A 24,982-nucleotide genomic window follows, 5' to 3' on the forward strand; every position below is an offset into this window, starting at 1 on the left:
AACGAGTGGGTGGGAGAGCGCCGATGGACCTGACGTTGAAGCTGCGACAGGCTTACGCCAACAGGATCGCGCATGCCGGCTTCGATCTGAGAGCGGCGCTCGACGAGGTGCTCGGCGCGGCCGCGCTGCACGTGGACGATGCGGGAGGCACGGTGACCCACGTCGGGGCCGACCCCGTCATCGCAAGTCCGATGCGCATCGGGGGAGCGGCAACGATTGCGCTTCTCGGCAAGTCGATCGCGGCGGCCGCTCTGCACCGCTGGCGGGGTGGTCCGGGCCAGGACATCTCCGTCGATCTACGGCCGACGCCACACCGTCTCTGCCCTTTCTATGACGGCAAATGGGAATTGCTCGGCCGCTTTCCCGCGGTCCCCACGGTGGAAACGGGCAACGTCCTGGGCGCCACCCTGTTCCGGACGCGTGACAACCGCTGGGTGCTGCCGCAGGCGATGTACCCCGGCCTCCGTTTGCGGGCGCAGAAGCTGCTGGGAGTGCCGCTCACCTATGAGCCGGTGGCAGAGGCGATCGGCCAGTGGGACGCACTTGCGCTGGAGCAGGCTGGCGAAGAGGCGGGGCTCGTCTTGCCGATGGTCCGCAGTCTTCCGGAGTTTTTGGCCGAGGATCAGTACCAGGATGTGCTGGCCGAGATGCCCTTGATCGAGATCAGCCGGATCGGCGATGCGCCGTGCGAGCCACTGCTGCCCTTGGGCGAGCAGCCGTTCTCCGGGTATCGCGCGCTCGGTATGGGCCATGTCATTGCCGGGGCGGGGCTTGGCCGCTCGCTCGCGCTCCACGGCGCGGATGTGCTCAACTTGTGGAAGCTGGGCGAGGCCGAGCTTGAGCCGATCTATGCCAGCGCGAATGTCGGCCTGCGATCGTCCTGGATCGTACCGCGCCACGATCGCGCCCGGATCGTCGACCTGCTGCGCGACGCCGATATCTTCTTCCACAACCGGCGTCCCGCGTTCCTGCGTGAGGCCGGTCTGACGCCCGAAGACGTCGCCCGCGAACGGCCCGGCATCATCTACGTCTCGGTTTCCCTGCACGGCCTGACCGGGCCATGGGTGCAGCGGCCGGGGTTCGACCAGTCCGCTGGCGCGGTGACCGGCTTCCTGGCGCTTCAGGGCTCGGACGAGGCGCCGGAACTACCTCCGATCGGCGTGGTCAACGATTACCTGACGGCATGGCTCGCGCAGATTGGCATCGTCGCGGCCTTGCGCAGACGGGCCGAGGAAGGGGGTTCCTATCACGTCCATGTCTCTTTGACGCGGGTTGCGCTGTGGATACTCTCCCTCGGCATCTTCGACCGCGAGTGGGCGCTACGCACCGCAGGATCATCGCCCGAACACGAGTACCGCGATCCCGAAACCTTCCGCGCCCAGACACCCATGGGGATCTACCAGGGAGTGACCGATCAGGTCTCCATGTCCCTCACGCCCGGGCGCTACGATCCGGTCCTGGTACCGCGCGGATCGTCAGACCTGCAGTGGCTTTAGCCGCGGTTGGCGCTCGCCATGCGGAAGGCGCGGGCCAGTGCCTGGGTGCGCAGCTGTTCGATCTGCTGCACTTGCGGAGTGCCCGATGCGAGCGAGAAGCCATGGTAGGCACCGGGGATGACGTGAAGCTCCACCGGCACCCCCGCAAGCGCCAGGCGCCGCGTCCATTCGAGACTCTCGTCCAAAAGCAGGTCCAGCGCCCCGACCGTGATGAAGGTCGGCGCCAGCCCGGCGAGGTCGGTGGCTCTGGCGGGTACCGCCGCGGCCGGCACATCAGGTCCGCCCGCGTCCTGCCCCAGCAGCGCGCTCCAGCCGAAGCGGTTCGTTTCTGCCTTCCAGACGAACTGGCCGCAATGCGGATGAGGCTCACCGGTCACACCCGTGCGATCGTCCAGCATGGGCGCGTCAAGCACCTGAAGCCGGATATCGGGCCCGCCTTGATCGCGCGCGTGGAGCGCGAGCGCGACGGCATGACCTCCGCCGGCACTCTCGCCCGCTACCGCGATGCGGGAGGGGTCGACGCCGATCTGCGCGGCATTGTCGTGCAGCCAGCACAGGGCCGCGTAGCAGTCGTGGAGTGCACCCGGCCAAGCCACCTCGGGCGCCAGGCGGTACTCCACCGAGACGACGAGAGCGCCAAGCTCGAGTGCCATTGCCCGGTTTGCGACATCGTTTAGTTCGGGCGTTCCGAGAACGAAGCCGCCGCCGTGGATGTGCAAGACAGCCGGCCTTGGCTCTGTCGTATCGCCGGGCGGCGAGTAGAGCAGCACCCGCACGTCCGGGCTGTCCGCACCCCCCGGCACGAAGCGCTCCTCGCGGTCTACGGACGCGAGTGGCCCCTCCGGAGGCGGCACCACTAGTCCGCGAAGGGGCTGGCGGTAAGCCTCCAGACCCTGGCTGAAGTCCAGCGGAGGGAAGGACGACAGGGCCTGTCGCAATTCGGGGGCGACGGCGTCGAGAGGTGATTTGGTCATCGCTTGTCCCCGTTTGATGGACGCCGAGCGTCTCAGGCGCCCGCCCGTTCCTCTCGCCGCGCTGCCCTTCTCGGGGCGAGGATCAGGGACGCATGACCCATCCACCGTCGACATGGATGGTCTGGCCAGAGATCCAGGCGCCAGCTTCGGAGCACAGCAGCAAGGCGGTGCCGACGAGCTCTTCAGGCGCACCGCGGGCGCGAAGGGCGCAGGTCATGTTGAGGAACTGGATGAACGGCGAATCATCCGGCACCAGCATCTTGCCGGCATCCGACGTCACGTTGCCCGGAGCGATCGCATTGCAGGTGATCTTGTCCTTGCCGAACTGCTTGGCGAGCGTCGTCGTCAGGCCGACCAGCGCCAGCTTGGAGATGCCGTAAAGGCCGGTGGCCGGGAACGCTCCGCCCGAGGTCTGGTTGATGATGCGGCCACCGCCACGCTCACGCATGGAAGGGATTACTGCGCGGGCGCAGAGCAGGGCGCCGTTGAGATTGACCGCGAAAGCCTTGTTCCACGCTTCCAGGCTGATCGTCTCGCAATTGTCGTAGCTGATGTCGACCATCAGGGCTGCGTTGTTGATCAGGATGTCGACACCGCCGAATTCGGCAGTTGCCGCCTTGCCCATCGCCAGCGTCGAAGCCTCGTCGGCGACATCGACCTGGACACCCAGGGCCTTGCCGCCGCTTGCCTTGATCTCGTCGGCCACGGCTTGCGCTCCGTCTCCGTTGAGATCGGCAACGACGATCGCCGCTCCGGCGGCAGCAAGGCCCATCGCATAGGCGCGGCCGATCGAATTGCCCCGGCCGCCGGCGCCGGTGATCACGGCCACTTTGCCGTCCAGGCGGAATTGATCGAGTGAGAAGGTCATTGTTGGTTCCTTAAGCGGGATGATAGGCGGATCAGCCGGCGGTGATGCCGGCATCGATCGAGATGCAGGCGCCGTGGAAGCCGCGGCCCGCATCGGAGGCGAGCAGGACGATCATGTCGGCCACGTCCTCGGTCTCGACCGTGCCGCGCATGCCTGAGAAGCGCTTGAGCAGTTCGAAGTCGCAGTTCTCGGGCGGGACGAAGTTGGTCGCGATGTTCGTGATCATGCCACCGGGAGCCACCGCATTGATGCGGATCGGCTTCTTCTGGAATTCCATGGCCATCGCCTTGGTCATGCCCACGATCCCCCACTTGCTGGCGCAATAGGCAGCGGCATAGGCCTCGCCGATGTAGCTTGCGGAAGACGCCACGTTCACGATGGCGCCATTGTTCTCCAGCAAGTGCGGGATGGCTGCCTGCGAGAGGATGAAGGGCGCCATCAGGTTGACGTCGATGGTGCGCTGCAGCTGAGCCAGCGGCATGTCCGGCGTGTTCGCAAGATAGATGAGGCCCGCGACGTTGCAGAGCGCGTCGAGGCGCCCGAACTTCTGCACGGCAGCATCGACGACCGCCTGGCAAGCGGCAGGATCGGACAGGTCGGCGACTTGCGTCGCGACTTTTTCGGTCCCGATGCCAAGCAGCGAAGCCGTCTCGGCAAGCGCCTCCTCGTTGACGTCGACAAGGAACACGCTGGCGCCGACTGACGCAAGCTTCAACGCGGTCGTGCGGCCAAGGCCCGACGCGGCGCCGGTGACCAGCGCTGCCTTGCCTTGGAGATCGGTGTTCTGGAAAATGGTCATCGATCGGTCTTCCTGGTAGCGCCCGTGGCGTCGAGGAATGGAAGGGCGGCCGTTGCCAGCGCGTTCGCGCCTGCGTCCGGGCCCAGCATGGAGCCGAGGAGTTCGACATCCTTGAGCAGCAACTTCGCGCCATGCGCGAATGCGTCGGGCGTCGGCAGCCGCGCGAAGACCTCGAAGCCGAAGCTGCGGCCGCTCGAATGCTTGATCAGGTCGCTCAGCGCGGCGCGGTCGACGCCGACCTTATCGGCGATGTCGAGCGCACTGAACGCAAGACCCATGTTGGCGGCCATCAGCGAGTTGTTGATGATCTTTGCCTGCTGGGCCGACCCGGCGGGACCAAGATGCACGATCTTGCTGCCGAAAGTCTGCAGTACGGGAAGGGCGTGCTCGAAGGTTTCGGGCGTGCCGCCGCACATGACCGTCAACGTTCCCGCCGACGCAGCCGGCGAGCCGCCGCTGACCGGCGCATCCAGGAACTGGATCCCCGCCTCCGCGCAGCGACGGGCCAGATCCTCGCACGTCGAGGGCAGGATGGTGGAGTGGATCACGAGCACGCTACCCGCCGCGAGCGCGGGGATAAGCTTGCTGCAGACATCTTCGACGCCGGCATCGTCAACCACGCAGACACCGACATAGTCGCAAGTCTTCGCCAGGTCCTCGACGGACTGGGCCAGAACCGCGCCCTTGCCGACCAGATCCTGAGCGGACTCGGGCCGCCTGGCCCAGACTGTCAGGGAGTGACCTGCCAGCAGCATCCGCTCGGCGATCGGTGCACCCTGCGATCCCAGGCCGATGAAGCCGGTTCGTCTTTGCTTGATTTCAGCCATGTCCCGGCATGCCCCCGTTCGCTGGATCGCGGATCAGCCGTGCCATGGCAGTCCCTTCTTCACTTTCTCGATCATCTCCAGGATGACCATTTGCATGCGCGAGGCCTTGGGCCAGCCAGCGTGCGTGCCATACTGCAGCACGAACTCGAGCATCTCTTCCGGCTGGCAGTTGCCGCTCGCCATCGCGGCGTGGATGTGGCTGCGGATCGGGATCTCCGCACCGGATTCGCAAACGCCGACGAGGGTGATCCACCGGCGCGAAGCCTCATCCAGGCCACGGCGGCACCACATCTCGCCGAAGACGAAGTTGTTGATGCCTTCCAGGTAGGGGGTGTTGGGCGGTCCCGGCGGGAAGGTCATGACCTTGTCGAATTCGTTGTGACCGTTGCGGCTGCGGACTTCGGGGTCCCAGGCTTCGGCACGGATGGGCGGCACTTCGGCCGGCGGCAGCCCGAGCTCAGCCGCGACCCGGCTCACTGAGCGGTCCAGGCGCCCGCCGTTGCCCCAGCCAGCATATACCGCCAAGTGGAGAGCGGCCTCCCGCAACTCGGCAAGCGAGATGTGCTTGCCGACAAGGGCACCGCGCACGAAATCGTCGATGCGGCTGTCCTCGAAGTTGCAGGTCACCGCCGTGGCGATGGCGACGAGGAACCGTGGGCGACGCGGCAGGCCGGGCCGTGACCACACTTCGGCGTAGACGAAGTCCCGCCATGATTCCTCCAGCAACGTCGAAGGTTCGTTCGCTGTTCGCGCAGTGACTTCGGCTTCAGTCGCAAGGCCTCTGGCCGTGCGATCCTCAGGGGTCAGCATAGTCATTGTCTCTCTCCCGGTCGGCCGTTGTTCAGCCGTTTAGATTGACCCACACATTGCGCACTTGCTGGAATTCGCGAAGACCCTCGATACCGCCGAGCCGGCCGTGACCGGAATGCTTCATGCCGCCGAACGGAACGCAAGGCGTCATCGCCTCGCCACTTCCGTTCACCTGCACCTGGCCCGCTTGCATCTGGTTCGCGACCCGGTGCGCGCGCGCGAGATTGGTGGTGTGGATGTAGGCTCCCAGACCGTAGTCGGTGCCGTTGGCAAGCGCGATCGCCTCCTCCTCGCTGTCAAAGGGAGTGATGGCCAGAACCGGCCCGAACACTTCCTGCTGCGCGAGTTCGGTGCCGTGTTCGACATCGGCCAGGACAGTGATGGGATAGTAGTAACCCTCGGCATGATCGCCGCCAAGGCGCTCACCGCCGGTAAGGACGCGACCGCCGAGTGACGCCGCTTTCTGCACCATGCCGTGGATGCGGTTGAGCGAAGTCTCCGAGATGATGGGGCCCATGAAGGTGTCCATCTGGAATGGATCGCCGATCTTCACGTGGGCCGACATCGCGGTGACCATCTGGATGTAGGGCTCATAGATCGACCGCTCGACCAGCAGTCGCGTGCCGTTGACGCAGCCCTGGCCGTGCGCACTGACCGCACCGGAAAGACCGCGCTTCGCCGCATCCTGCAAGTTCGCGTCGGCGAACACCAGCACCGCCGACTTGCCGCCCAGTTCGAGGCCGACCGGCTTGAGCGTCTCGGCCGCGCTTGCCAGGATCTTGCGCGCGGTGGCACCGCTGCCGATGAACTCGATCTTGTCGATGCCGGGATGCGACACCATCGCCTCACCCACTTCGGGGCCGCCGGTGACGAGGTTCACGACGCCGGCGGGAAAGCCTGCCGCCTGGACATGTTCCATCAGCTTCATGATCGACCATGGCGCCAGTTCCGGCGCCTTGAGGACGATGCAGTTGCCGACCGCGAGGGCGGGCGCCATCACCATCGTCGCCGCGAACAGCGGGCCATTCCACGGCACGATGATGCCGATCGTGCCGAACGGCTCGTATGCGACGTAGTCGTGAGCCGGCCCACCCCAGGTAGAGACGGTACGGCCGTCGATCTTGTCGGCCCAGCCACCATAGTACCGGAACTTCTGCGCGGCATCGGCGCTCATGTGTCCGCCGGCGATCAGGATCGATCCGTTCTCGGCGGTGAGCAGCGGCGACATCGCGCTCGCCTCGGCCTCGATGATGGCGGCGAGCCGGAACATCAGGTCGCGACGCTTGTCTCCGGGGAGGGCGCGCCATGCCGGCTGCGCGGCCTTGGCCGCCGCGACCGCACGATCGACATCCTCGGCGCTCGCGCCGCGAAACTCGCGAGTGACCTTGCCGGTGGCGGGATAGACGTGCGCGAAAGTCTCGCCGTTGCCTGCACTGGCGCGGCTGTCGCCGATGACGAGCGAGTGTTCCGGGAATTGCGAGATGTCGGGGTGCTGGAAGCCCATCTCATTCTCTCCTGTATGGCGCGCTGAACGCGCTTTCTTGCAATCTTGGCCCAGAGCCTAGTTGACCTTGAGACATGCAGTCAATTGACTTGATTTGCGCCATCACGGCGTGGAATAGCTCTCCTACGAGCAATTATGTGCATGTAATAAGGAGCAGGCATGCCCCGCGATCGAACGTCTGCCTCTACCCGCAACCTGGTGGCGAAAACCACCGACATCCTTCGCGAGCGCATCTTCGCGGCGGAGCCGGGAGCACTCATCGGATCCCTTCACGAGCTGGCACGCTCGCTCGACGTCGGCATCGTCACGCTGCAGCAGGTGGCCCGGGTGCTCGAGCACGAAGGCCTGCTGGAGGTGCGGCGAGGACCCGGAGGAGGCTATTTCGGAGCGCGCCCGGACGAGGCGGCGCTCGAACGGGCGCTTCACTCCTACATGCGGCTGAACCCGGCGACTTTCGAAGAGGCGCTGGACATGACCTCGTTGCTGTTCAACGAGTTGGCGACGGCCGCTGCATCGTGTCGGGATGAAGCTCTGCGCGAGGAGTTGCGGGTCCTGTCGACGCGATTGCCTGTGGGCGCGAGCCAGGAAATCGCGACGTTCGAAGTCGAGTTTCAGGAACTGCTGTTCCGCATGGTCCGCAGACCGCTCTTCGAGATGCTGACGCGCGTCACCCTGCAGTACTCGACATCGCAAGAGGGTAGGCGTATCCATCGATACGGCAATGGCCTGACGCACTGGAGCGAGGGTCGGGCCCGTATCATTAACGCCATCCTGGCAAACGATCCCGAACTGACCAAATTCGAGGCAAACCGCCAGAACCGTGCAATGGTTCTGGCGCATCTGCATGGCGCTCGTGGAGAGGCATGACGGATCGGTGATCTCGACCAAGTCATGACCACCGCGAGCCTCTCGTGCGACTGTCAGACGCGTGACGAGCGCCCGAGGGGAGCCGTCGGCTTCCCTCGGGATCACGTGCGATGTTCCTATTCGCCGAATTTCACTCGCAGGCGGAGGCCGTACATCCGCGGCTGACCCAGGATCAGGCCTTCGGCTCCCGTCGAGGGATACGAATAGCTGATATAGACCGGGTACTTTTCATTGAACGCGTTGGTGATGAAGGCCGATGCATCGATCGGGCTTCCCGCGACGTTGTTCCAGTTGAGGTTGAAGTTGACGATCTGATTGGACGGCAGCACGCCGAGCGGAGACTGTTCGAAGGTCACCTGCTTCGAGGTGTAGACATAGGTCGCACTCAGCGCGATCTTGCCGATGCTGTCGTCCAGCGGCAGCGTGTAGGATGGCGTGACGATCACCTTGTGCTTCGGCGATTGGGGCAGCACACCACCGACGCGGGCTCCTGACGAGGCCGGCAGATAACCCGGGAAAACCGGTGCCGAGTAGGACTTCAGCTTGGTGTCGAGGTAGGTGTAGCCCACGGCGAGTCCGAGACCGTCGCGATTGATGGCAGTATCGACCTCGATACCCTGTATCCGCGACTTTCCTGCGTTCACGATCGCCTGAGAAGGTGAGGCCGTGTTGCCCGGGATCGTCAGGTCCGGGAAGAGATTCGCAGTGAGCTGCTGGTTCGAGAAGTCGTTATAGAAGGCCGCGAGATTGAAGTAGCCGTTCACCGCGCCGCGGAAAGAGGCCTTGGCGCCCAACTCGTACGAATCGACTTTCTCCGGTCCCCAGGAGATCGGCGTGGTGTTCGATGCGTTCACGTTGCCCTGGCGATATCCCCGCGCGTACTTGGCGTAGAACAGCAGGTCCGAGTTCGGCTTGTAGTCGACATCGATCAGCCATGTCGGCTTGTTGGAACTTTGCGTGATCCGCTGGAGGCAGCTTTCGCCGCCGGGAGCCGGCCGCGTGGGATCGACGGCGCAGACGAACGCAGGGGCGTTTGGCGCGAAGAAGAGCGCTTGACGCGTCCCGCCTTCACCCACGACCTTGTCCATCGTGTAACGCAGGCCGCCCGTGACCGAGAACTGATCGGTGAACTTGTAGGTAGCCTGTCCGAAGAAACCGGCATTGCGATAGCGGTAGCGCGTCAGCGAGTTCTGGATCAGGCCGGGGATGATCCCTGCCGGCAGGCCGAGGCCATTGATCGGGTTACACTGATAAGCCGCGACATTGGTGCAGCTCAGCGACGAATAGGTCGCCCCGACATCATAGGTGATCGGCGAGACGGCACCCTGGAACGGATCGGAAGGTCCACTCTTCTCGTAATACCCGCCCAGCACGTATGTCAGCGTGCCGTCTGTCGTGCGGCCCTGAAGTTGCAACTCCTCGGTAGCCGTCCACTGAGCGATACCGGCGTACGTGGGATCGTCGTAGAGGCCGACCCAGGTGAAGGGCTGGCCTGCATAAGGGTTCGGCGTGCCGAACGGAGTGGTCGCCGGGGCGGTCAGATTGTCTGAGGCGATGTTGAAGGCCTGCGACTGGCGAAATTCCTGGTAGCTGGCCGTGTTCTTGATCGTCACGTTGTCGCTGACGTTCCATGTGGTCGTGTTCGACACGCCCCACTGGTCGATCTCGAGGAACGGGTTGGGGTGGTTGGTGTCCACGTCCCAATAGCCGTCGCCACGCGCTTGCGCACGCTGGAGAGTCTGGCAATTGAGCGGCGCGAGGTATGTGGCCGTGCCGGGGGCCGGCTGAAGGTTGTTGCCGCAGCCGGCGACCAGCGCCACGCGGCTGGCGATGCCGTTGGTCTTGGAATGGCTGTAGCGGGCAAGCGTGTAGCTCTCGAGGTCGGGCGTCAGCTCGGCCAGGACACCCAGGCGCACCGCCCAGTAGTCGACATCCGCAAAGTCGCTGGCGCCGATACCGCTGCGGTTCTTGAGGTAGCCGTCGCGCTTCATCCGGTCGAAGCCGGCGCGTACCTTGAACGTGTCGCTCAGCGGGACGTTGATGACGCCCTGCACACGGTACATGTCATAGTTGCCGTAAGAGCCCTCGACATAACCTTCGAGATTGCTCGTCGGGCGTTGCGGGGTGATCAACACGGCGCCGCCCGTGGTGTTGCGGCCGAACAGCGTGCCTTGGGGACCCTTGAGGACCTGAACGTTCTGCAGGTCGAAGAACTGGCCGACACCGGCGCCGTTGCCACCCGGCGTACCACCTTGTGCACGCGGCCCGATCACGTCGGCGAAGTAGATCGCCACGGACGGAGAGGTGAAGCTTTCCTGAGTGAAGCCGCGAATGGCGAACGTGGCCGTCTCCTCGCCGTAGCGCGAGTTTGCTGACAGCGACGGAGTATAGGTGGCGAGATCGGCGCCCGATACGACGTTGCGATTGCTGATCTGTTCCTGGTTGAAGACCGAGATCGAGATCGGAACGTCTTGCAGGCGCTCCTCGGTACGGCGAGCGGTCACGACGATATCACCGCCGGCGCTCTGAGCCATAGCCGGAACTGCCCATGCAACCGATGTCGTCACGAACAGCGTGAGCCTGATTGGCATACGAGTCACTTAAACCCTCTCCTTGAACATGATTGTCGGACCAACGCCATGGATCGCAGCTGCCCCGGGCAGCTACGAGCAACAACGCCGCGACCTATGCGATTGCCAGTCTCATAGTCAGGTGCACGGAGGCGCGTCAACGTCTCTGCGGCGAGAAACGCTGCGGCGTCATTTTCGCGTTGGCAGCCGCTTCAAGCCTGCGTCGAACAACCGCCCGAAGGCCTCAACAAACGCTTTAGCACGTGCTCAATCCGTCCGACTCCCGCCTCCTCGGAGCAGGTCGCCAACATGAACGAAGGCGGCCGACGCCTGCACCATCAGCCGCCCAAATCTGGTGAGTCGGTTGCGTCAGCACTTGCAGTGCGCGGCTTGCTAACGTCGAGGAGGCAGCCGGTGAGGGCACTTGCCTGACGCGTCGATCGCTAGGCAGCGATCATGAGCCGGATGCCGGCCGATCGCACGAGCTCCCTGCTTGCCTCGTCGATGTCGGCGTCCGTGATCAAGACGTCGACCTCTGCCAGGCCGCAGACGATCGCACCCGAACTTCGGCGGAACTTGCTGCTGTCGACCAGCAGTATGACTTCCTCCGCGCGATCGATCAGCCGTCGCTCGGCCGCTACCAGGATGACGTCGGGCTGCATCACGCCGCGCGAACCGACCGCGGCCGAACCCATGAACAGCTTGGGAGCGTGGAAGGCGGGCATCGAATCCTCGCCGGCGGGTGCAAGGATGATGTTCTGCTCGCGGAAGACCGATCCCGAGGGCAGCAGGATCCGGGTGCTTGCCTGGGGCAGCAAGGCATCGACGATGTGGAGCGAGTTGGTGAGCACCTGCAAGTTCAGGCCGGCCAGGTGAGGGCACATCTGCAACGTCGTGGTGCCGCCGTCGATCATGATGCCCTCGCCGGGGCGGCACAACGAGGCGGCCATCTTGCCGATCGCCTGCTTGCGCGCAAGGTTCTGCGCAAGTGACAGGGAGAAGGGCGTCCCGGCGAGGCTCCCAGGATCGGTCTTGTCGGGGCTGTCCGCTGCGACGAGCTTGGCGCCTCCGTGAACGCGCAGGATGCGGCCACGTTCTTCAAGGCGGGTCAGGTCGCGCCGGATCGTGGCGGGGGAAGCATCGAGGCTTCCCTCCAGATCGCGGTAGGACACGAAGCCGCTTTGACCCATGGCATCCAGGATCAGGCGTTCACGTTCCTCGGCATGCATGGTGCTGGCGATACCCCCTTAGGCCGCGCGCTGTTCGGCCTCGAGCTGTTCGAGCGACTTGCCTTGGTTCCGCGGCGCCCAGAAAGCACCGACCAGGCCACTCACTACCAGGAACCCGGTAAGTATCCACGCCAGGTTCGTAAAGCCCGTCGCATTGAGCATCGGCACAAAGAAGCTGAAGATGCCCAGCGCAATCCGGACGACGGCAAAGCAGACGCCTTGAGCAGTCGCCCGCAGCGCGGTCGGGAACTGCTCCGAGCTCCAGAGCTGGAAAAAGCTTTGCGCGCCGAAGCCGCCGCCGAACTGCAGCAGGAACACATGGAGCAAGGCGATCGGGATCGTCAGCGGGAACAGCGCCAGAAGCGCCATGCCGATCACCTGGATCACGGCCGAAACGATGAACAGCGTGCGCTGGTTGACCTTGTCCGACAGCCGCATGAAGACGAAGTAGATCGAGACCATGCCGACGAAGAACGACACCGCCTGGATCGCGACCGACTGCGCCTGCGTGGCGGCTCCCACGGTGCGCAGGATGTAGGGGAAGAAGAAGCCGTTCGTGCCCGACCACAGGTTCCAGAAGCCATACATGCCAACGAGACCGAGGATCGATGTGAGATAGCGGCCGCGGAAAAGCTCCGAGACTTTCAGACGCGGCGCGTCGGAGCGCTGCGACTCTTCCCAGCGCCTGGATTCATGCATCTTGCTGCGCAACAGCGTCAGCCCGAGCGCGATCACGAGGAGGTGTGCGAAGACCAGGCGTGCGCCAAGGATGCCCAGTGACGTCAGCGCAAGACTCATCAGCAGGACGACGACCGGCCCCAGATACCAAAGCACCTGAGCGACACCGGAATGCTTGCCGCGGGCATCGTCAGGCGCCTGCTCCGCGATCAGCGACCAGCTGGCCGGAATGTCCGCACCCACGGCAAGGCCGACGATCAGGAAGCCGGTGACGATCATCCAGGGCGCCACCGCGAATACAAGCAGCGACATGCCCGCCGCGTAGAGCAGCATGTCCCACTGGTAGATCTTCTTGCGGCCGATCTTGTCGCACAACCAGCCGCCGACGAGCGCGCCCACACCGGCGCCGATTGCATTGGGGCCGAAGGCGGCAATCAGGCCGACCGAGGAATTCGTGAGGTGGTAGCTCTCCTGCCATAGCGCCAGCGCGGCCGACCCGGCCACGATCGACCCGGCATCGATGTAGTTCGCCAGCCCCGCAAGGATGGTATCGCGCCAGTTCTGTTGTTTGCCGCCCGCACTCATCGCCCGATTTCCCCCGCGAGAATTGTTCTATCTATGTCTTCGATCCTGGCCGTGCCGGTGAGCGCCATGGCAACGCGCATCTCCGCCTCAATCAACTTGAGCAGCTTGGCGATACCGGCTTCACCCCCCGCTGCGAGGGCCCAGGCCCAGGCACGGCCGAGCAGGACACCCTTCGCGCCGAGTGCCAGCATGCGCACGACGTCCAGGCCCGAGCGGATGCCGCCGTCCGCCAGAACGGTAAGCCGATCCCCCACCACATCGGCGATCGGGGGCAGCGCGCGCGCGCTCGAGAGGACGCCGTCCAGCTGTCGACCGCCATGGTTCGACACCACCACGCCATCGGCGCCGAGTTCCGCTGCCTCGCGCGCGTCCTCGGGATCGAGGATCCCCTTGATGATCAGCGGGCCCTTCCACTCGGCGCGGATGAAATCGAGATCGCGCCAGTTGATGGTCGGATCGAAGTTATTGCGCATCCAGGCGAAGAAGTCCTCTATCCCCGTCTTTCCCTGCAGCACCGGGGCGACGTTGCCCAGGGTGTGCGGGCGACCGCGCAAGCCGACGTCCCATGCCCAGGCCGGCTTCGAGGCCGCTTGTGCGAAGCGCCACAGCGCGCCCTTCAGGCCGCTCGATCCGGCAAGACCGGTATGGTAATCGCGATAGCGGCTGCCGGGTACGGGCATGTCCACCGTGAACACCAAGGTCGAGCATCCCGCCTCGCGCGCCTGTGCGAGCAGTTCCTTCATGAACGCACGGTCGCGGATCATGTATAGCTGGAACCAGAAGGGCTTCTGCGCCGCGCGCGCGACTTCGCCGATCGGACAGGCTCCCACGGTCGACAACGTGAACGGCACGCCGGCTTGCTCCGCAGCGCGCACTGCCTGCGCCTCGCCGCGCCGGGCGTTCAGGCCTGCGAGCCCAATCGGCGCGAGCGCGAGAGGCATCGCCATGGTCTGGCCGAACAGCGTGGTCGACAGATCGATCTGCGACACGTCCCGCAGCACGCGCTGCCGCAAGGGCAGCCCGGCCAGGTCGGACACGTTGCGGCGAAGCGTCTCCTCTGCGTAGGAGCCGCCGTCGATGTACTCGAACAGGAAACGCGGCAGCCTTCGGCGAGCGGCCTCCCGAAAGTCGGGGACAGAGGCGATGATCATGCGGTGACCCGCTCCACCTGTTGCTGCCACTTGGCGCGATAGGCGGCAAGGTCGCCTTCCAGCGACGCGACCCGGCGCAGCCCGCCCTTGGCTTCCAGCAGCGAATTGACGAGCCGCAGCGCTCCGAAAGAGACATCGTTGTGCGCGTTGGCGACAAACACCTGCGTGTCGGGCCTCAGCGCGGCAAGCGCCCGTACGAACACATCGGCCTCGGCAAAGCGTCCTTCGATCAGCAACCGCTCCTTCGAGCCAATGAGGTCGAGGCAGGTATCGGCAACCAAGGCGGCGTAAAGGCATATTCCGGCGCGGCGGGCGTGCCAGTCATCGGCCCAATCGTCGGGCGTGCCGATCCAGCGAGCCTCGCCATCGGGGAAGGGGCCGAAACCGGGGGCGAGCGTCGGCAGCATCATCGTGCCGCGCTCCAGCAAGGCCGGAACCGCGGCGAGCAGCTTGGGCTGGTCGGGTTTGATGTCGACGCGCCGGGTGTCGAATTCGATCACAGTCTCGATCTCGCGCCCGCCCATGAAGCGGGCCGAAGGCACCGGCCAGCCATGCGCGCTGACGTTCACCAGGGTGTCGCGCGCTTCCGGCAGGGTTCCGGCGGTGAGGCTTTCCTGTGCAAGCCGCATGGCCACGAACCAGGTTCCGGTGGAGAGAATCGTCGCTTCCTTGCGGGCGATCTCCATGAAGCCCTGTGCGGCCAGCAGCGCCGCATTGGAATCGTGCAGTCCTGCCAGCACCCGGACCGTTTCGGGCAAGCCGGTTACCCGCGCAAGATCCGGGCGAAGCATACCGACGATCTCACTGGCAGGCACCACCGGCGCGAACTTTCTCGCCCAACCCATGCGCTCCGCCAAGGGCGAGAAGCTCGCACGTGACGGGTTCCACAGATCGGTATGGCAGCCCAGGCTGGTCACTTCGCTGACGGCGCGGCCGCTCAGGAACCAGCTCCAGTACTGCGCCCATGGCAGCAGCGTTGCGCGGGCCATTTCTGCCTGGTGAAGGCGTTCGAGCCAGAACAGCTGCGCCCCCAGATTGAGCCCGTCGGGCAGGGCGGGGGAGCCAGTGACGGCGAACGGATCGCGCTCGTCGCGGTACGCTGCCATGACATCCGATGGGATCGGCTGCTCGTAGTCGAGCGGCGCGAAGGCCAGATGATCTCCGTCCAGAGCGACGACGCCGGCGCCATGCGCCACGGGGATGATCATCTCGATCGGTTCGGCCGCGTAGCTTGCCAGCGCGTCTTGCAGCCAGGTGCCCGTTCCGGCGACATCCAGCCGGCGGACGCCGTCCTGCACGATCGACTGATTGCTGCGGACCTTGCGGTCGAGCAGCCGCCCGTCGCGGTTCCAGAGGGTCACCTTGCTGAGCGTCTTGCCCACATCGACGACGATGTATGATCCCGTTCCTGCCATGCTCTCCGAAGCTTCGTCACTAAATTCGCGATTGGTTATGATCGATTAGTATCGAAAGCGATTGAACATTGAAAGCGCGAATGTTACCTCGCGGCTCATGAACACCACCGTCGCACCCCCCCGCAGCGCCGCCATTCCCTTCGCCGTTCCAGCGAGTCGCTGGGACGATCAGGTGGCGGCAACGCTCTCGCCTCCCGAGTTGCTGCTCTATCGCTCCAATCTTCTCGGCTCGGACCTGACCGTCACCAACTTTGGTGGCGGCAACACCTCGGCAAAGCTGCCGGGTGTGGATCCGCTGACCGGCGAAACGGTGGAAGTGCTCTGGGTCAAGGGTTCGGGCGGCGACATCGGCTCGATGAAGCTGGACGGCTTCGCGACACTGTACCAAGACAAGCTGCTCGCCCTGGCCGCTCACTACGAGGGCCCCGAGGACGATGACAAGATGGTCGGCTACCTGCCGCACTGCACGTTCAACCTCAATGGTCGCGCGGCCTCGATCGACACGCCGCTGCATTCGCTTCTTCCGTTCGCCCATGTCGATCATGTCCATCCCGACGCGATCATCGCGCTTGCGGCAAGCTCGGGCGGCGAGGCGGCAACGCAGGCGATCTGGGGCGATCGCATCGGCTGGCTTCCCTGGAAGCGGCCGGGCTATACTCTTGGCGTCATGCTGCGCGACTATGTCGCTGCGAACCCGCAGGTCGAAGGCGTGATGCTTGCCGGCCACGGCATCATCTGCTGGGCCGACGATGCCAAGGCCTGCTACGAGCACACGGTACGTCTGATCGCCGATGCCGCCGGCTACTTAAACGACAAGCTTGCCGCGGGCCCGTCCTTCGGCGGCGAGGTCCACGGCGCTTTGTCGCCGGAGATGCGCGCTGCCGCTGCCGCCGATCTCATGCCGCGCCTGCGCGGTCTGATGACGGGCGCGCGTCGCAAGGTCGGCCATTTTTCGGACGACGCCGAGGCGCTGGAGTTCACCAATTCGGCGCAGTTCGAGCGGTTGGCAGCGCTCGGCACCTCGTGTCCCGACCACTTCCTGCGCACCAAGATCGCACCGCTGACGCTCGATCCCGCACGCCTGGCCGACGATGCCTATCTCGCGCAGAAGATCGACGACTATCGCGCGATGTACGAGGCTTATTACGAGCGGTGCAAGCGTCCTAATTCGCCGGCGATGCGCGATCCCAACCCGATCGTGGTGCTGGTGCCCGGCATCGGGCGCATGACCTTCGCGGCGGACAAGACCACGGCGCGGCTTGCCGGCGAGTTCTATGGCAACGCGATCAACGTGATGCGTGGGGCCGAGGCGATCGGCGACTACATCGCGCTGGACGAGCAGGAAGCGTTCGATATCGAGTACTGGCTGCTCGAAGAGGCCAAGCTGCAACGCATGCCTGCGCCCAAGCCCCTGGTCGGCCGCATCGCGCTGGTCACCGGTGGAGCCGGCGGCATCGGCGCGGCGACCGCGGCACGCCTCATGGCGGATGGTGCCTGCGTGATGCTGGCCGATCGCGATGCCGGTTCGGTCGGCGAGGTCGAAAGCGGTTTCGCCAAGCAGTTCGGCAAGGATGTGGTCAAGTCGGTCGTGTGCGACGTGACGGACGAGGCGCAGGTCGCCGCGGCCGTGGCGGCCACCGCGCGTGAGTTCGGGGGGCTCGACGTCATCGTCGCCAACGCCGGCATCGCGTCGTCCGCGCCGATCGAGGAAACCACCATCGAGTTGTGGAACCGCAACTACGACGTTCTGGCACAAGGCTATTTCCTCACCGCGCGTGCGGCCTGGCCGCTGCTCAAGGGCATGGCAGCGCAAGGCGGCACCAGCGTGGTGTTCATCGGCTCCAAGAACGGCGTCGCCGCCGCGACCAACGCAAGCGCCTATGCCTCGGCCAAGGCAGCCGCCAATCATCTGGCGCGCTGCCTGGCGCTCGAGGGCGCGCCGCACGGCATCCGCGTCAACGTCGTCAATCCGGATGCCGTGATCCGCGGCAGCCGCATCTGGGACGGCGATTGGCGCAAGGAGCGCGCCAGCGCCCACGGCATCGACTCCGGCAAGGAGCTGGAGGAGCACTACCGCCAGCGCTCCATGTTGAAGCGCGACGTGCTGCCGTCGGATATCGCGGAAGCCGTGTACTTCTTCGCAGGCGACCAGTCCGCCAAGTCGACCGGCAACATGCTCAACGTTGACGCGGGCAACGCACAGGCTTTCACGCGGTAGGGGAACCGCGTGTCAAGCTCGGGTCGGGGGGTGAGTCAAGGCGCTCCCCGACCCGGCATCAGCAAGCCTCGCCCCGGTGCGAGCGTACGATACGGACCAGAACAATGACAAAACCGATTTCAGATGAACTGATCGCCGAAGCCAATGCTCGCGAGCTGGTGGCGCTGGAAGAGGACTATACCGCGCTGGGCCGCAAGCTCGCGCGCACCGGCATCGACATCGACCGGGTGAAGGATCGGATCGCCGGCTTCTCGGTCGCGGTTCCGAGCTGGGGCGCCGGCCGTGGCGGCACGCGCTTCGCCAAGTTCCCGATCCCGGGTGAACCGACCAACATCCACGAAAAGCTGGAAGACTGCGCCGTCATCAACCAGCTGTCGCGCCTGACGCCGCGCGTGTCCCCGCATTTCCCCTGGGACAAGGTGAGCGACTACAAGGCACTGCGCGAGGAAGCGGCCGATCTCGGCCTGGGGTTCGATGCCGTGAACTCGAACACCTTCCAGGACCAGCCCGGGCAGGCGCAGACTTATGCCACCGGATCGCTGTCCTCGACCGTGGAGGCAACCCGGGCGCAGGCCGTCGAGCACAACATCGAGTGCATCGAGATCGGCCGTCAGCTGGGTTCCACCGACCTGACCGTCTGGGTGGGCGATGGCACCAACTTCCCCGGCCAGCAGGATTTTGCCCGCAGCCTGGACCGCTATCTCGAGGCGGCGAGCGAGGTCTATTCCGCTCTGCCGGATGACTGGCGCATGTTGCTCGAACACAAGATGTTCGAGCCTGCCTTCTACTCGACCGTGATCAACGACTGGGGTTCCTCGATCCTCGCCGCGCAGGAGCTTGGTCCCAAGGCCAAGTGCCTCGTCGACCTTGGCCATCATGCGCCGAACGTGAACATCGAGCAGATCGTGGCGCGGCTCCATCGCTTCGGAAAGTTGGGCGGCTTCCACTTCAACGACAGCAAGTATGGCGACGACGACCTCGATTCCGGCTCGATCAATCCGCACCAGCTCTTCCTGGTGTTTAACGAACTGGTCGAGGCCGAGCTGAACCCGCGCGAGGGCTTCAAGCCCAGCTACATGATCGATCAGTCGCACAACGTGACCGATCCGATCGAATCGATGCTGTCCTCGGCCGAAGCGATCGGCCAGTGCTTCGCCAAGGCGCTGCTGGTCGACCGCGATGCGCTTCATGCCGCGCAGGAAGCCAACGACACGATGATGGCGTTCCAGGCCTTGCGCCGCGCCTACAACGTCGACGTCGCGCCCATTCTGGCCAAGGCGCGAGTGGAGGCGGGCGGGGCCATCGATGTCCTGGCGACTTATCGCGCAAGCCGCTGGCGCGACCGCAAGGCGCAGGAGCGCAAGGCGGTTGGCCTGGGGGCAGGCATCGTCTGATCGTCACCGCATGTCGTGCGACAGCCATCGGCACTCGCAAACGCGTTGCTGGCGCTTCGACGGTGAAGGGTATGCGGTTTTGCAAAGCCTGGCGGTGATCTTGTGAGCGACGCTTTCATCGCGGTCGATTGGGGGACAACCAATCGCCGGGCCTACCACATCGACAATGGGCACGTAGTATCCTCGGAACGGGACGAGATGGGGGTGCTCTCGGTGCCTCCCGGCGGCTTTCCCGCTCAAGTGGCTGCCTTGCGTGACCGGTTCGGCAGCCTGCCCGTGCTCATGGCAGGAATGGTGGGATCGAACCGCGGCTGGTACGATGCGGGCTATGTCGCGTGCCCGGCGACGATCGAGATCCTGGCGGCGGCGGTGGTGGAGTCCGAGCCCGGCGTATCGATCGTCCCGGGCGTTAGCGTCGACACGTCGAGCCGGGTGGACGTCATGCGGGGCGAGGAAGTGCAGTTGCTGGGGGCCGTGGCCGCCGGACTTGCGCCGATGGATGCGATGATCTGCCAGCCGGGTACGCACAACAAGTGGGCTACGCTGCAGCAAGGTGCCCTGATCGATTTCACGACCGCCATGACGGGCGAGATGTTCGCCGTGCTCAAAGCCCACGCCCTGATCGGCAGCGAGATGGGCGGCGAGGTCGATGCCGACGCATCGTTCGATGCAGGCGTTGCCGCCAGCGCCGACGAGGATCTGCTTGCCGCGCTCTTCGGAGTGCGTGCAGCATCCGTGCTGGGAAGGCGCAAGCCGGGCGAGGCCGCCGCCTATGTCAGCGGTCTGTTGATCGGTAGCGACTGTCGCGCGCGTCTCCGTCAGTCGCGACAGACGGTGCATCTTCTTGCTGACGGCCTGCTCTCGCGCCTCTACACCGCCGCGATCACCAGTGTTGGCGGACAAGCCGTGGTCGTCGACAGCCATGCCTCGTTCGTTGCGGGCATCACTCGAATCAGAGACCTCATGCGATGACCGATTTCGCCTCCGCCTTCGCCGCCCTGCCGCTCGTGGCCATTCTTCGGGGTATTCGCCCCGACGAGGTCGACGCAGCGGGCGACGCCCTGGTCGAGGCGGGCTTCACGCTCATCGAAGTTCCGCTCAATTCACCCGAGCCGCTGGTCAGCATTGAGCGTCTGGCGCGCAGGCTGGGCGACGTCGCGATCGTGGGCGGGGGCACGGTGCTGAGCGTGGAGCAGGTCGCCGACGTGCAGGGCGCGGGCGGCACCCTGATCGTTTCGCCCAACACCAACGTCTCCGTGATCGGCGAGAGCGCCGCACGGGGCCTTGTCTCCCTGCCGGGCTACTTCACGCCGAGCGAGGCGTTCGCGGCGCTGGCCGCAGGCGCGAGCGGCCTGAAGCTGTTCCCGGCCGAGGCTGCATCGCCGGCCGTGGTGAAGGCCCAGCGCGCCGTTCTTCCCAAGGACGTTCCCCTGCTCGTGGTCGGTGGCGTCACGCCCGACACGATGCGGCCCTGGCGCGTGGCAGGGGCCAACGGCTACGGCCTTGGCTCGGCGCTCTACACGGCCGGGATCACCGCGCAGGAGATCTCCACCAGAGCGCGCGCCTTCATCGCCGCCTGGAAGGAGTTGGCTGCGTCAGAATGATCAAGCTCTGCTCTTTCGCGCATTGATCAGCCGTTCCTCCTCGCCATGGCTCGGAGGAGGAGCGTCGCGGGCATGAGCTGGTCTTTCCACGAGCCTCGGGCACATCATCGAGTCACGCGGCGGCGGGCCAGCCCATCAAGGCCCAACCGTCCGGACTCGCTGCCACGAATTCGAGGTAGTGGCCGATACGGCCCCTGGCATCGATGAAGGCCGACGTTATGCCGTTGCCGCCCGTCTCGAACACGATCGGCAACCCGAGTTGCTCGATCTCCCGACGCATGGCCTGCGGATCGTCGCGTCGTACCGCGACGTGGTGGAAGCGCGGCGTCGCATCGTCGGGATCCACCGGCAGGACGGCGGTATAGGTACCGACGTGTCCGGCCACTGGCTGGATGAATTCGACCTGCAGCAAACCGTTCCAGGCCGTCGCGACACGGACCTGCATGGTTCTCTCGCCCTCTGGCGTGGCGAGTGGCAGTTCCACATCCAGCGTCGCGAATTTGGCGCTGCCAAGAAGCGGCGTCGTGGCGGCGATCGCTCTGTCGAGATCATGGGTGACGTAGCCCATCTGGAAGAAGCCGCTCAGAGTCATTCGCCGTGTCCTCTAGTCATAGTTCAGGTGTTGGTTTGGCTCACGCGGGGCCGATGTTCAGGGGACATGGCACACACCGGATCGACGATCCTGCATGCTAGCCTTGGGAGGCCGTTCATCGGTAGGGTCGTGAGCCAGCGACGATCCACCCCGCTCAGATCGTCTCGCCGGCGTCCGCCAGGAGCGTGCTGCCGGTCATGAATATGGACATGTCCGAGGCACAGAACAGCACGGCACGGGCGATGTCGTCAGGCACTCCGACCCGCCCCAGCCGGCTGTTCGCGATCGCGGGAATGTCTGCGGCGGTGTTCGCGCGGTCGGGGTTTTGGGATGCAGCGATCTGGTTGCCTTCAGTGACGCAGTAAGTCGGTGCGACGCCAAGCACGCGAATACCGTGAGGCGCGAGTTCAAGCGCCATCTGCTTGGTAAGGCCGCAGACCGCGTGTTTCGAGCTGACATAGGCGGAGAGCCCTGGCGCAACGCCCCGGAAGCCGGCGGTCGAGACGATGTTGACGATGACACCGCCGTGCCCCGCAGCCATCATGCGCACGGATGCCTCGCGCGAGCCGACGAACACGCCGCGCGTATTGATGTCGAGCACTTGATCCCATACCTGGTCGGTCATCTCGGCAACACGCAAGCTGGGAAAGATGCCGGCGTTGTTCACCCAGATGTCGAGCGATCCGTAAGTGCTCACGGCCAGATCCGCGGCAGCCCGGACGGATGCGGTGTCCGCAACATCCATGAAGATACCGGTCGCCCGGCGCTGCCCGCGGGCAACGATGTCGGCGGCGGCAGCGCGGGCAAGTTCGAGGTCGATGTCGGCGACCAAGACCGCTGCTCCTGCCTCGGCGAGCCGCAGCGCGATCGCCTTGCCGAGCCCCCGTCCAGCGCCGGTCACGACAGCGGTGCGGCCGGCGAGCGAAACGAGATCGCTGATCGACCTGTCGGTCACGTCCGCGACGGCAAACATCGGCAATCTCCCCCTGATCTTTGGACTCGAGAAATTCCTCGAAGTTGCAGGCGCCGGTCAGAACTGGCTCTTCGGAACGGCCACTCTGACGCCGGTGAGATCGTCGGCCAGTGTGATCTGGCAGCACAGCCTCTCGCCGTCCTGCCGCTCCTCATGCATTTCGAGCATGTCGAGCTCCAGCTCGCTCGCAGTGCCGGTCCGGGCCCGCCATTCAGGCGCGACGAAGACCCGGCAGGTTCCGCACGAACAATTCCCGCCGCAGTCGGCCACGATACCGCGAATACCCGAGGCCTGCGCTGCTTCCATCATCGACTGGCCGGGTGCCGCATCGATCGTCTCTTCGCTTCCGTCCGGCTGGACGAACGTCACTTTCACCATGAGTGTGTCCCCGCTCGCTCGCGGCCCTCAGGCCGGCTCTGGCGTCTTGTCGGTGGGAGTGAAGGCAATCGGCAGCCCCTTGAGGCCCCAGGCGCCGGGGTAGGGGCGCCAGCCGTATTCGCCCGCCAGCTGGGGATCGTGCAGACGTTGGGCGATCTGATGGAGGGCTTCCTGCAATTGCGCCCGGGCGATATGCTGGCCGAGACACATGTGCTTGCCCAGGCTGAACGGGATCGGGCGAGTGGCCGGGTCGATCTCACGATCCGGATCGAAGGTGTCCGCATCCTCGAACGCGGTCTCGTCCCGCCCGGAAATGTTCAGGGTGAACCAGATCATCGTGTCCTTGGGGATGAGCACGTCGCGATAAACGACGTCCTGATCCGTGAAGCGCGGCACCGAGCCTGGATTGAACAGTCGCAGGCTTTCGTCGAGGACCTTGCGGCAGTACTCGTGATCACGCGCGCAACGCTCGTAGAGGTCGGGCCGGTCGAGCAGCAGTCGCAGGGTGTAAGTGAGAACGTTCTTCGACGTGTCGTACCCGGCGACGAAGAAGAAGATCACAAGGTCTTGCAGCTGGCGCTCAGGCACGTTGCCTTCGTCGCCGGTTTCGATGAGCAGATCCAGCAAGTCGCCCCGCGTGCCCTTGTCAGGGCTGGCGCGACGTTCGGCGATGATGCGCTGGACCAGCCGCTCGAGCCGCTCGTACCCTTCGTGGATTTCCGGAATGCGGCTCTTGTCCATGCTGAAAGCCAGGCCCAGCGTCTCGAGGCTGGACCGGATACCCGGGATCTCCTCGACCGGCGCTCCGACGAGAGTGAACATGATGGTGATCGGGAAGTTGGCCGCGAACTCTTCGAAGTCGAACCGTTCCCTGGGAGCCCACTCGTCCAGCATGCGGGTGATGGTCTCGCGCATCATCGGCCGCAACTGATTGGCGAAGCGCGGGGTAAATTTCCTGGCGAACGTCGTGCGCAGGGCGGCGTGTTGTTCTGGAGGCAGGGAGATCAGCTGCTCTTCGGTGAAACGGCCCCAGGGCGTGCCGCGCGCCCCCATGATCTCGACAATGCCGTCATAGGCCGGGCGGAATTTATCGTCCTGGGACAGCAGGTCGCGGATCGCCTGATAGTCATGCACCCAATAGCCGATGTCCGAAGCGGCGATCCAGGGGTTCGTCTTGCGCGCTTCCCGAAAGTGGCTGACCGGATCGGCGGCGAAGGCCGCGTCCTCGACTGCGAGATGCGGCAGGTTCAGCTGCGCTAGAGTCTGCATGATCCTCTCCTCCACGGCGCGTTGACCGTGTCTTTTGCTTGTCGTCACCTTCGGCCTTGCACCGCAGGTGACCCGCTGACCACTTGGTTAGCATCGAGCGCAAACCGCCGTCAACACGGTTCAGCCGTTGCAAGCGGGCTTGTGCAGCGGAGCGCCGCGGCGGAAAGGAGCTGACGGGCAGGCACGGGAGAACGGCATGGCGGCAAATCGGAGAATGGGGCTGGAGAGCTCCGCAACACGATCGCTATTGATCGACGCCGTCGAGACGGTGATGATGGAACAGGGCTATGCGGCCCTGTCGGCGCGCAGCATCGCCGAGGCGGCCGGCCTCAAGCACCAACTGGTGTTCTACTACTTTCCCAACATGGATGACCTGTTGCTGGCCGCCTATCGCAAGCGGATCGATCAGGTGAGCGGCCGGATCGACGAAGCACTGCAATCGGATCGACCGCTTCAGGCTCTTTGGGAGGTCCACTCAGAACCATCCCAGGCAGCGCTGACGGTCGAGTACATGGCGCTCGCCAACCACAACGCGGCCATCCGTGCGGAGACGGTTGCATTCGGCGAACGCATCCGGCGCGAAGGGCTGGCGCGAGTAGGCGCCGCCCTGCGTACCGATGATGAAGCGGCCGGTGTCCTCAACCCGTTTGCGCTCACCATGGTGATTTCCTGCGTCGGAGCCATCCTGGGGATGGAAACGTCCCTTGGCATAACCGGCGGTCACAGCGAGACGCGGGCACTCGTTCAATGGTGCCTCGACCAGTTGCAGGCGCGCGATTGA

22 protein-coding genes are annotated in these 24,982 nt (G+C 65.0%); 7 read left to right on the forward strand and 15 right to left on the reverse strand.

The features are described from left to right. Nucleotides 1-23 precede the first annotated feature (23 nt). Nucleotides 24-1,496: a CoA transferase gene (locus HNO88_RS10710; protein WP_184244940.1), complete on the forward strand. Its 1,473-nt coding sequence runs from the start codon at nt 24-26 to the stop codon at nt 1,494-1,496. Here HNO88_RS10710 and HNO88_RS10715 read toward each other — a convergent pair. The 6 genes from HNO88_RS10715 to HNO88_RS10740 form a co-directional block, all read right to left on the reverse strand. Further along, nucleotides 1,493-2,470 (reverse strand): alpha/beta hydrolase, encoded by a 978-nt coding sequence (locus tag HNO88_RS10715; protein ID WP_184244942.1) that lies wholly within the window; start codon nt 2,468-2,470, stop codon nt 1,493-1,495. The genes HNO88_RS10710 and HNO88_RS10715 overlap by 4 nt on opposite strands. Before the next feature lie 82 nt (nt 2,471-2,552). Beyond that, a complete protein-coding gene (locus tag HNO88_RS10720; protein WP_184244944.1) occupies nt 2,553-3,338 on the reverse strand; it encodes an SDR family oxidoreductase in 786 nt (261 codons plus the stop codon). A 31-nt stretch (nt 3,339-3,369) separates the two neighbouring features. After that, entirely contained in the window at nt 3,370-4,137 is a 768-nt protein-coding gene (locus tag HNO88_RS10725; protein ID WP_184244946.1) for an SDR family NAD(P)-dependent oxidoreductase, read from the reverse strand. Then, complete coding sequence (locus HNO88_RS10730) at nt 4,134-4,964, reverse strand: NAD(P)-dependent oxidoreductase (protein WP_184244948.1); 831 nt, start codon at nt 4,962-4,964, stop codon at nt 4,134-4,136. The genes HNO88_RS10725 and HNO88_RS10730 overlap by 4 nt, the downstream gene beginning before the upstream one ends. 33 nt (nt 4,965-4,997) lie before the next feature. Then, on the reverse strand, nt 4,998-5,780 hold the full coding sequence (locus HNO88_RS10735; protein ID WP_184244950.1) for a carboxymuconolactone decarboxylase family protein: 783 nt from the start codon (nt 5,778-5,780) through the stop codon (nt 4,998-5,000). 25 nt (nt 5,781-5,805) lie between these two features. Continuing rightward, nucleotides 5,806-7,278: an aldehyde dehydrogenase family protein gene (locus HNO88_RS10740; RefSeq protein WP_184244952.1), complete on the reverse strand. Its 1,473-nt coding sequence runs from the start codon at nt 7,276-7,278 to the stop codon at nt 5,806-5,808. Nucleotides 7,279-7,437: 159 nt separating this feature from the next. Here HNO88_RS10740 and HNO88_RS10745 point away from each other — a divergent pair, with 159 nt between their 5' ends. After that, a complete protein-coding gene (locus HNO88_RS10745) occupies nt 7,438-8,145 on the forward strand; it encodes a FadR/GntR family transcriptional regulator (protein WP_184244954.1) in 708 nt (235 codons plus the stop codon). 116 nt (nt 8,146-8,261) lie between these two features. On the opposite strand, the gene HNO88_RS10750 is transcribed toward HNO88_RS10745, so the two are convergent. The 5 genes from HNO88_RS10750 to HNO88_RS10770 form a co-directional block, all read right to left on the reverse strand. Next, nucleotides 8,262-10,679, reverse strand: coding sequence for a TonB-dependent receptor (locus HNO88_RS10750; protein WP_246381550.1), 2,418 nt, complete (start codon nt 10,677-10,679; stop codon nt 8,262-8,264). Nucleotides 10,680-11,158: 479 nt separating this feature from the next. After that, nucleotides 11,159-11,944, reverse strand: a complete 786-nt coding sequence (locus HNO88_RS10755; RefSeq protein WP_184244958.1) for a DeoR/GlpR family DNA-binding transcription regulator — start codon at nt 11,942-11,944, stop codon at nt 11,159-11,161. A gap of 18 nt (nt 11,945-11,962) precedes the next feature. Then, nucleotides 11,963-13,207: an MFS transporter gene (locus HNO88_RS10760; RefSeq protein WP_184244960.1), complete on the reverse strand. Its 1,245-nt coding sequence runs from the start codon at nt 13,205-13,207 to the stop codon at nt 11,963-11,965. After that, nucleotides 13,204-14,358: an FMN-dependent L-lactate dehydrogenase LldD gene (gene lldD, locus HNO88_RS10765; protein ID WP_184244962.1), complete on the reverse strand. Its 1,155-nt coding sequence runs from the start codon at nt 14,356-14,358 to the stop codon at nt 13,204-13,206. Before lldD ends, HNO88_RS10760 begins: the two co-directional genes overlap by 4 nt. After that, nucleotides 14,355-15,773, reverse strand: coding sequence for an FGGY-family carbohydrate kinase (locus HNO88_RS10770; RefSeq protein ID WP_184244964.1), 1,419 nt, complete (start codon nt 15,771-15,773; stop codon nt 14,355-14,357). The genes lldD and HNO88_RS10770 overlap by 4 nt, the downstream gene beginning before the upstream one ends. A gap of 97 nt (nt 15,774-15,870) precedes the next feature. Here HNO88_RS10770 and HNO88_RS10775 point away from each other — a divergent pair, with 97 nt between their 5' ends. The 4 genes from HNO88_RS10775 (at nt 15,871) to HNO88_RS10790 (ending at nt 20,989) form a co-directional block, all read left to right on the forward strand. After that, nucleotides 15,871-17,991, forward strand: a complete 2,121-nt coding sequence (locus HNO88_RS10775; protein WP_184244966.1) for a bifunctional rhamnulose-1-phosphate aldolase/short-chain dehydrogenase — start codon at nt 15,871-15,873, stop codon at nt 17,989-17,991. A gap of 104 nt (nt 17,992-18,095) precedes the next feature. After that, complete coding sequence (gene rhaI / locus HNO88_RS10780; RefSeq protein WP_184244968.1) at nt 18,096-19,385, forward strand: L-rhamnose catabolism isomerase; 1,290 nt, start codon at nt 18,096-18,098, stop codon at nt 19,383-19,385. Between the two features lie 102 nt (nt 19,386-19,487). Continuing rightward, nucleotides 19,488-20,357, forward strand: coding sequence for a 2-dehydro-3-deoxygalactonokinase (locus HNO88_RS10785; protein WP_184244970.1), 870 nt, complete (start codon nt 19,488-19,490; stop codon nt 20,355-20,357). Further along, nucleotides 20,354-20,989, forward strand: a complete 636-nt coding sequence (locus HNO88_RS10790) for a 2-dehydro-3-deoxy-6-phosphogalactonate aldolase (protein WP_184244972.1) — start codon at nt 20,354-20,356, stop codon at nt 20,987-20,989. The genes HNO88_RS10785 and HNO88_RS10790 overlap by 4 nt, the downstream gene beginning before the upstream one ends. Nucleotides 20,990-21,101: 112 nt before the next feature. Here HNO88_RS10790 and HNO88_RS10795 read toward each other — a convergent pair whose 3' ends face one another. The 4 genes from HNO88_RS10795 to HNO88_RS10810 form a co-directional block, all read right to left on the reverse strand. After that, complete coding sequence (locus HNO88_RS10795; protein WP_184244974.1) at nt 21,102-21,581, reverse strand: VOC family protein; 480 nt, start codon at nt 21,579-21,581, stop codon at nt 21,102-21,104. 154 nt (nt 21,582-21,735) lie between these two features. After that, nucleotides 21,736-22,554, reverse strand: a complete 819-nt coding sequence (locus HNO88_RS10800) for an SDR family NAD(P)-dependent oxidoreductase (protein ID WP_184244976.1) — start codon at nt 22,552-22,554, stop codon at nt 21,736-21,738. 57 nt (nt 22,555-22,611) lie between these two features. Beyond that, nucleotides 22,612-22,932 (reverse strand): 2Fe-2S iron-sulfur cluster-binding protein, encoded by a 321-nt coding sequence (locus tag HNO88_RS10805; RefSeq protein ID WP_184244977.1) that lies wholly within the window; start codon nt 22,930-22,932, stop codon nt 22,612-22,614. Between the two features lie 27 nt (nt 22,933-22,959). Further along, on the reverse strand, nt 22,960-24,201 hold the full coding sequence (locus HNO88_RS10810; protein ID WP_184244979.1) for a cytochrome P450: 1,242 nt from the start codon (nt 24,199-24,201) through the stop codon (nt 22,960-22,962). Nucleotides 24,202-24,448: 247 nt separating this feature from the next. Here HNO88_RS10810 and HNO88_RS10815 point away from each other — a divergent pair, with 247 nt between their 5' ends. Then, complete coding sequence (locus HNO88_RS10815) at nt 24,449-24,982, forward strand: TetR/AcrR family transcriptional regulator (RefSeq protein WP_184244981.1); 534 nt, start codon at nt 24,449-24,451, stop codon at nt 24,980-24,982.

The sequence above is a fragment of the Novosphingobium chloroacetimidivorans genome (genome assembly GCF_014204535.1).
GTDB lineage: Bacteria > Pseudomonadota > Alphaproteobacteria > Sphingomonadales > Sphingomonadaceae > Novosphingobium > Novosphingobium chloroacetimidivorans.

Bases quoted from the DNA above. Each gene is read 5' to 3' on its own strand.
- HNO88_RS10715 (WP_184244942.1), bottom strand. From the start codon at position 2,470: ATGACCAAATCACCTCTCGACGCCGTCGCCCCCGAATTGCGACAGGCC.
- HNO88_RS10795 (WP_184244974.1), bottom strand. From the start codon at position 21,581: ATGACTCTGAGCGGCTTCTTCCAGATGGGCTACGTCACCCATGATCTC.
- HNO88_RS10755 (WP_184244958.1), bottom strand. From the start codon at position 11,944: ATGCATGCCGAGGAACGTGAACGCCTGATCCTGGATGCCATGGGTCAA.
- HNO88_RS10750 (WP_246381550.1), bottom strand. From the start codon at position 10,679: ATGGCTCAGAGCGCCGGCGGTGATATCGTCGTGACCGCTCGCCGTACC.
- HNO88_RS10790 (WP_184244972.1), top strand. From the start codon at position 20,354: ATGACCGATTTCGCCTCCGCCTTCGCCGCCCTGCCGCTCGTGGCCATT.
- HNO88_RS10730 (WP_184244948.1), bottom strand. From the start codon at position 4,964: ATGGCTGAAATCAAGCAAAGACGAACCGGCTTCATCGGCCTGGGATCG.
- HNO88_RS10800 (WP_184244976.1), bottom strand. From the start codon at position 22,554: ATGTTTGCCGTCGCGGACGTGACCGACAGGTCGATCAGCGATCTCGTT.
- HNO88_RS10810 (WP_184244979.1), bottom strand. From the start codon at position 24,201: ATGCAGACTCTAGCGCAGCTGAACCTGCCGCATCTCGCAGTCGAGGAC.
- HNO88_RS10710 (WP_184244940.1), top strand. From the start codon at position 24: ATGGACCTGACGTTGAAGCTGCGACAGGCTTACGCCAACAGGATCGCG.
- rhaI (WP_184244968.1), top strand. From the start codon at position 18,096: ATGACAAAACCGATTTCAGATGAACTGATCGCCGAAGCCAATGCTCGC.
- HNO88_RS10770 (WP_184244964.1), bottom strand. From the start codon at position 15,773: ATGGCAGGAACGGGATCATACATCGTCGTCGATGTGGGCAAGACGCTC.
- HNO88_RS10740 (WP_184244952.1), bottom strand. From the start codon at position 7,278: ATGGGCTTCCAGCACCCCGACATCTCGCAATTCCCGGAACACTCGCTC.
- HNO88_RS10775 (WP_184244966.1), top strand. From the start codon at position 15,871: ATGAACACCACCGTCGCACCCCCCCGCAGCGCCGCCATTCCCTTCGCC.
- HNO88_RS10745 (WP_184244954.1), top strand. From the start codon at position 7,438: ATGCCCCGCGATCGAACGTCTGCCTCTACCCGCAACCTGGTGGCGAAA.
- HNO88_RS10725 (WP_184244946.1), bottom strand. From the start codon at position 4,137: ATGACCATTTTCCAGAACACCGATCTCCAAGGCAAGGCAGCGCTGGTC.
- HNO88_RS10735 (WP_184244950.1), bottom strand. From the start codon at position 5,780: ATGACTATGCTGACCCCTGAGGATCGCACGGCCAGAGGCCTTGCGACT.
- HNO88_RS10805 (WP_184244977.1), bottom strand. From the start codon at position 22,932: ATGGTGAAAGTGACGTTCGTCCAGCCGGACGGAAGCGAAGAGACGATC.
- HNO88_RS10720 (WP_184244944.1), bottom strand. From the start codon at position 3,338: ATGACCTTCTCACTCGATCAATTCCGCCTGGACGGCAAAGTGGCCGTG.
- HNO88_RS10760 (WP_184244960.1), bottom strand. From the start codon at position 13,207: ATGAGTGCGGGCGGCAAACAACAGAACTGGCGCGATACCATCCTTGCG.
- lldD (WP_184244962.1), bottom strand. From the start codon at position 14,358: ATGATCATCGCCTCTGTCCCCGACTTTCGGGAGGCCGCTCGCCGAAGG.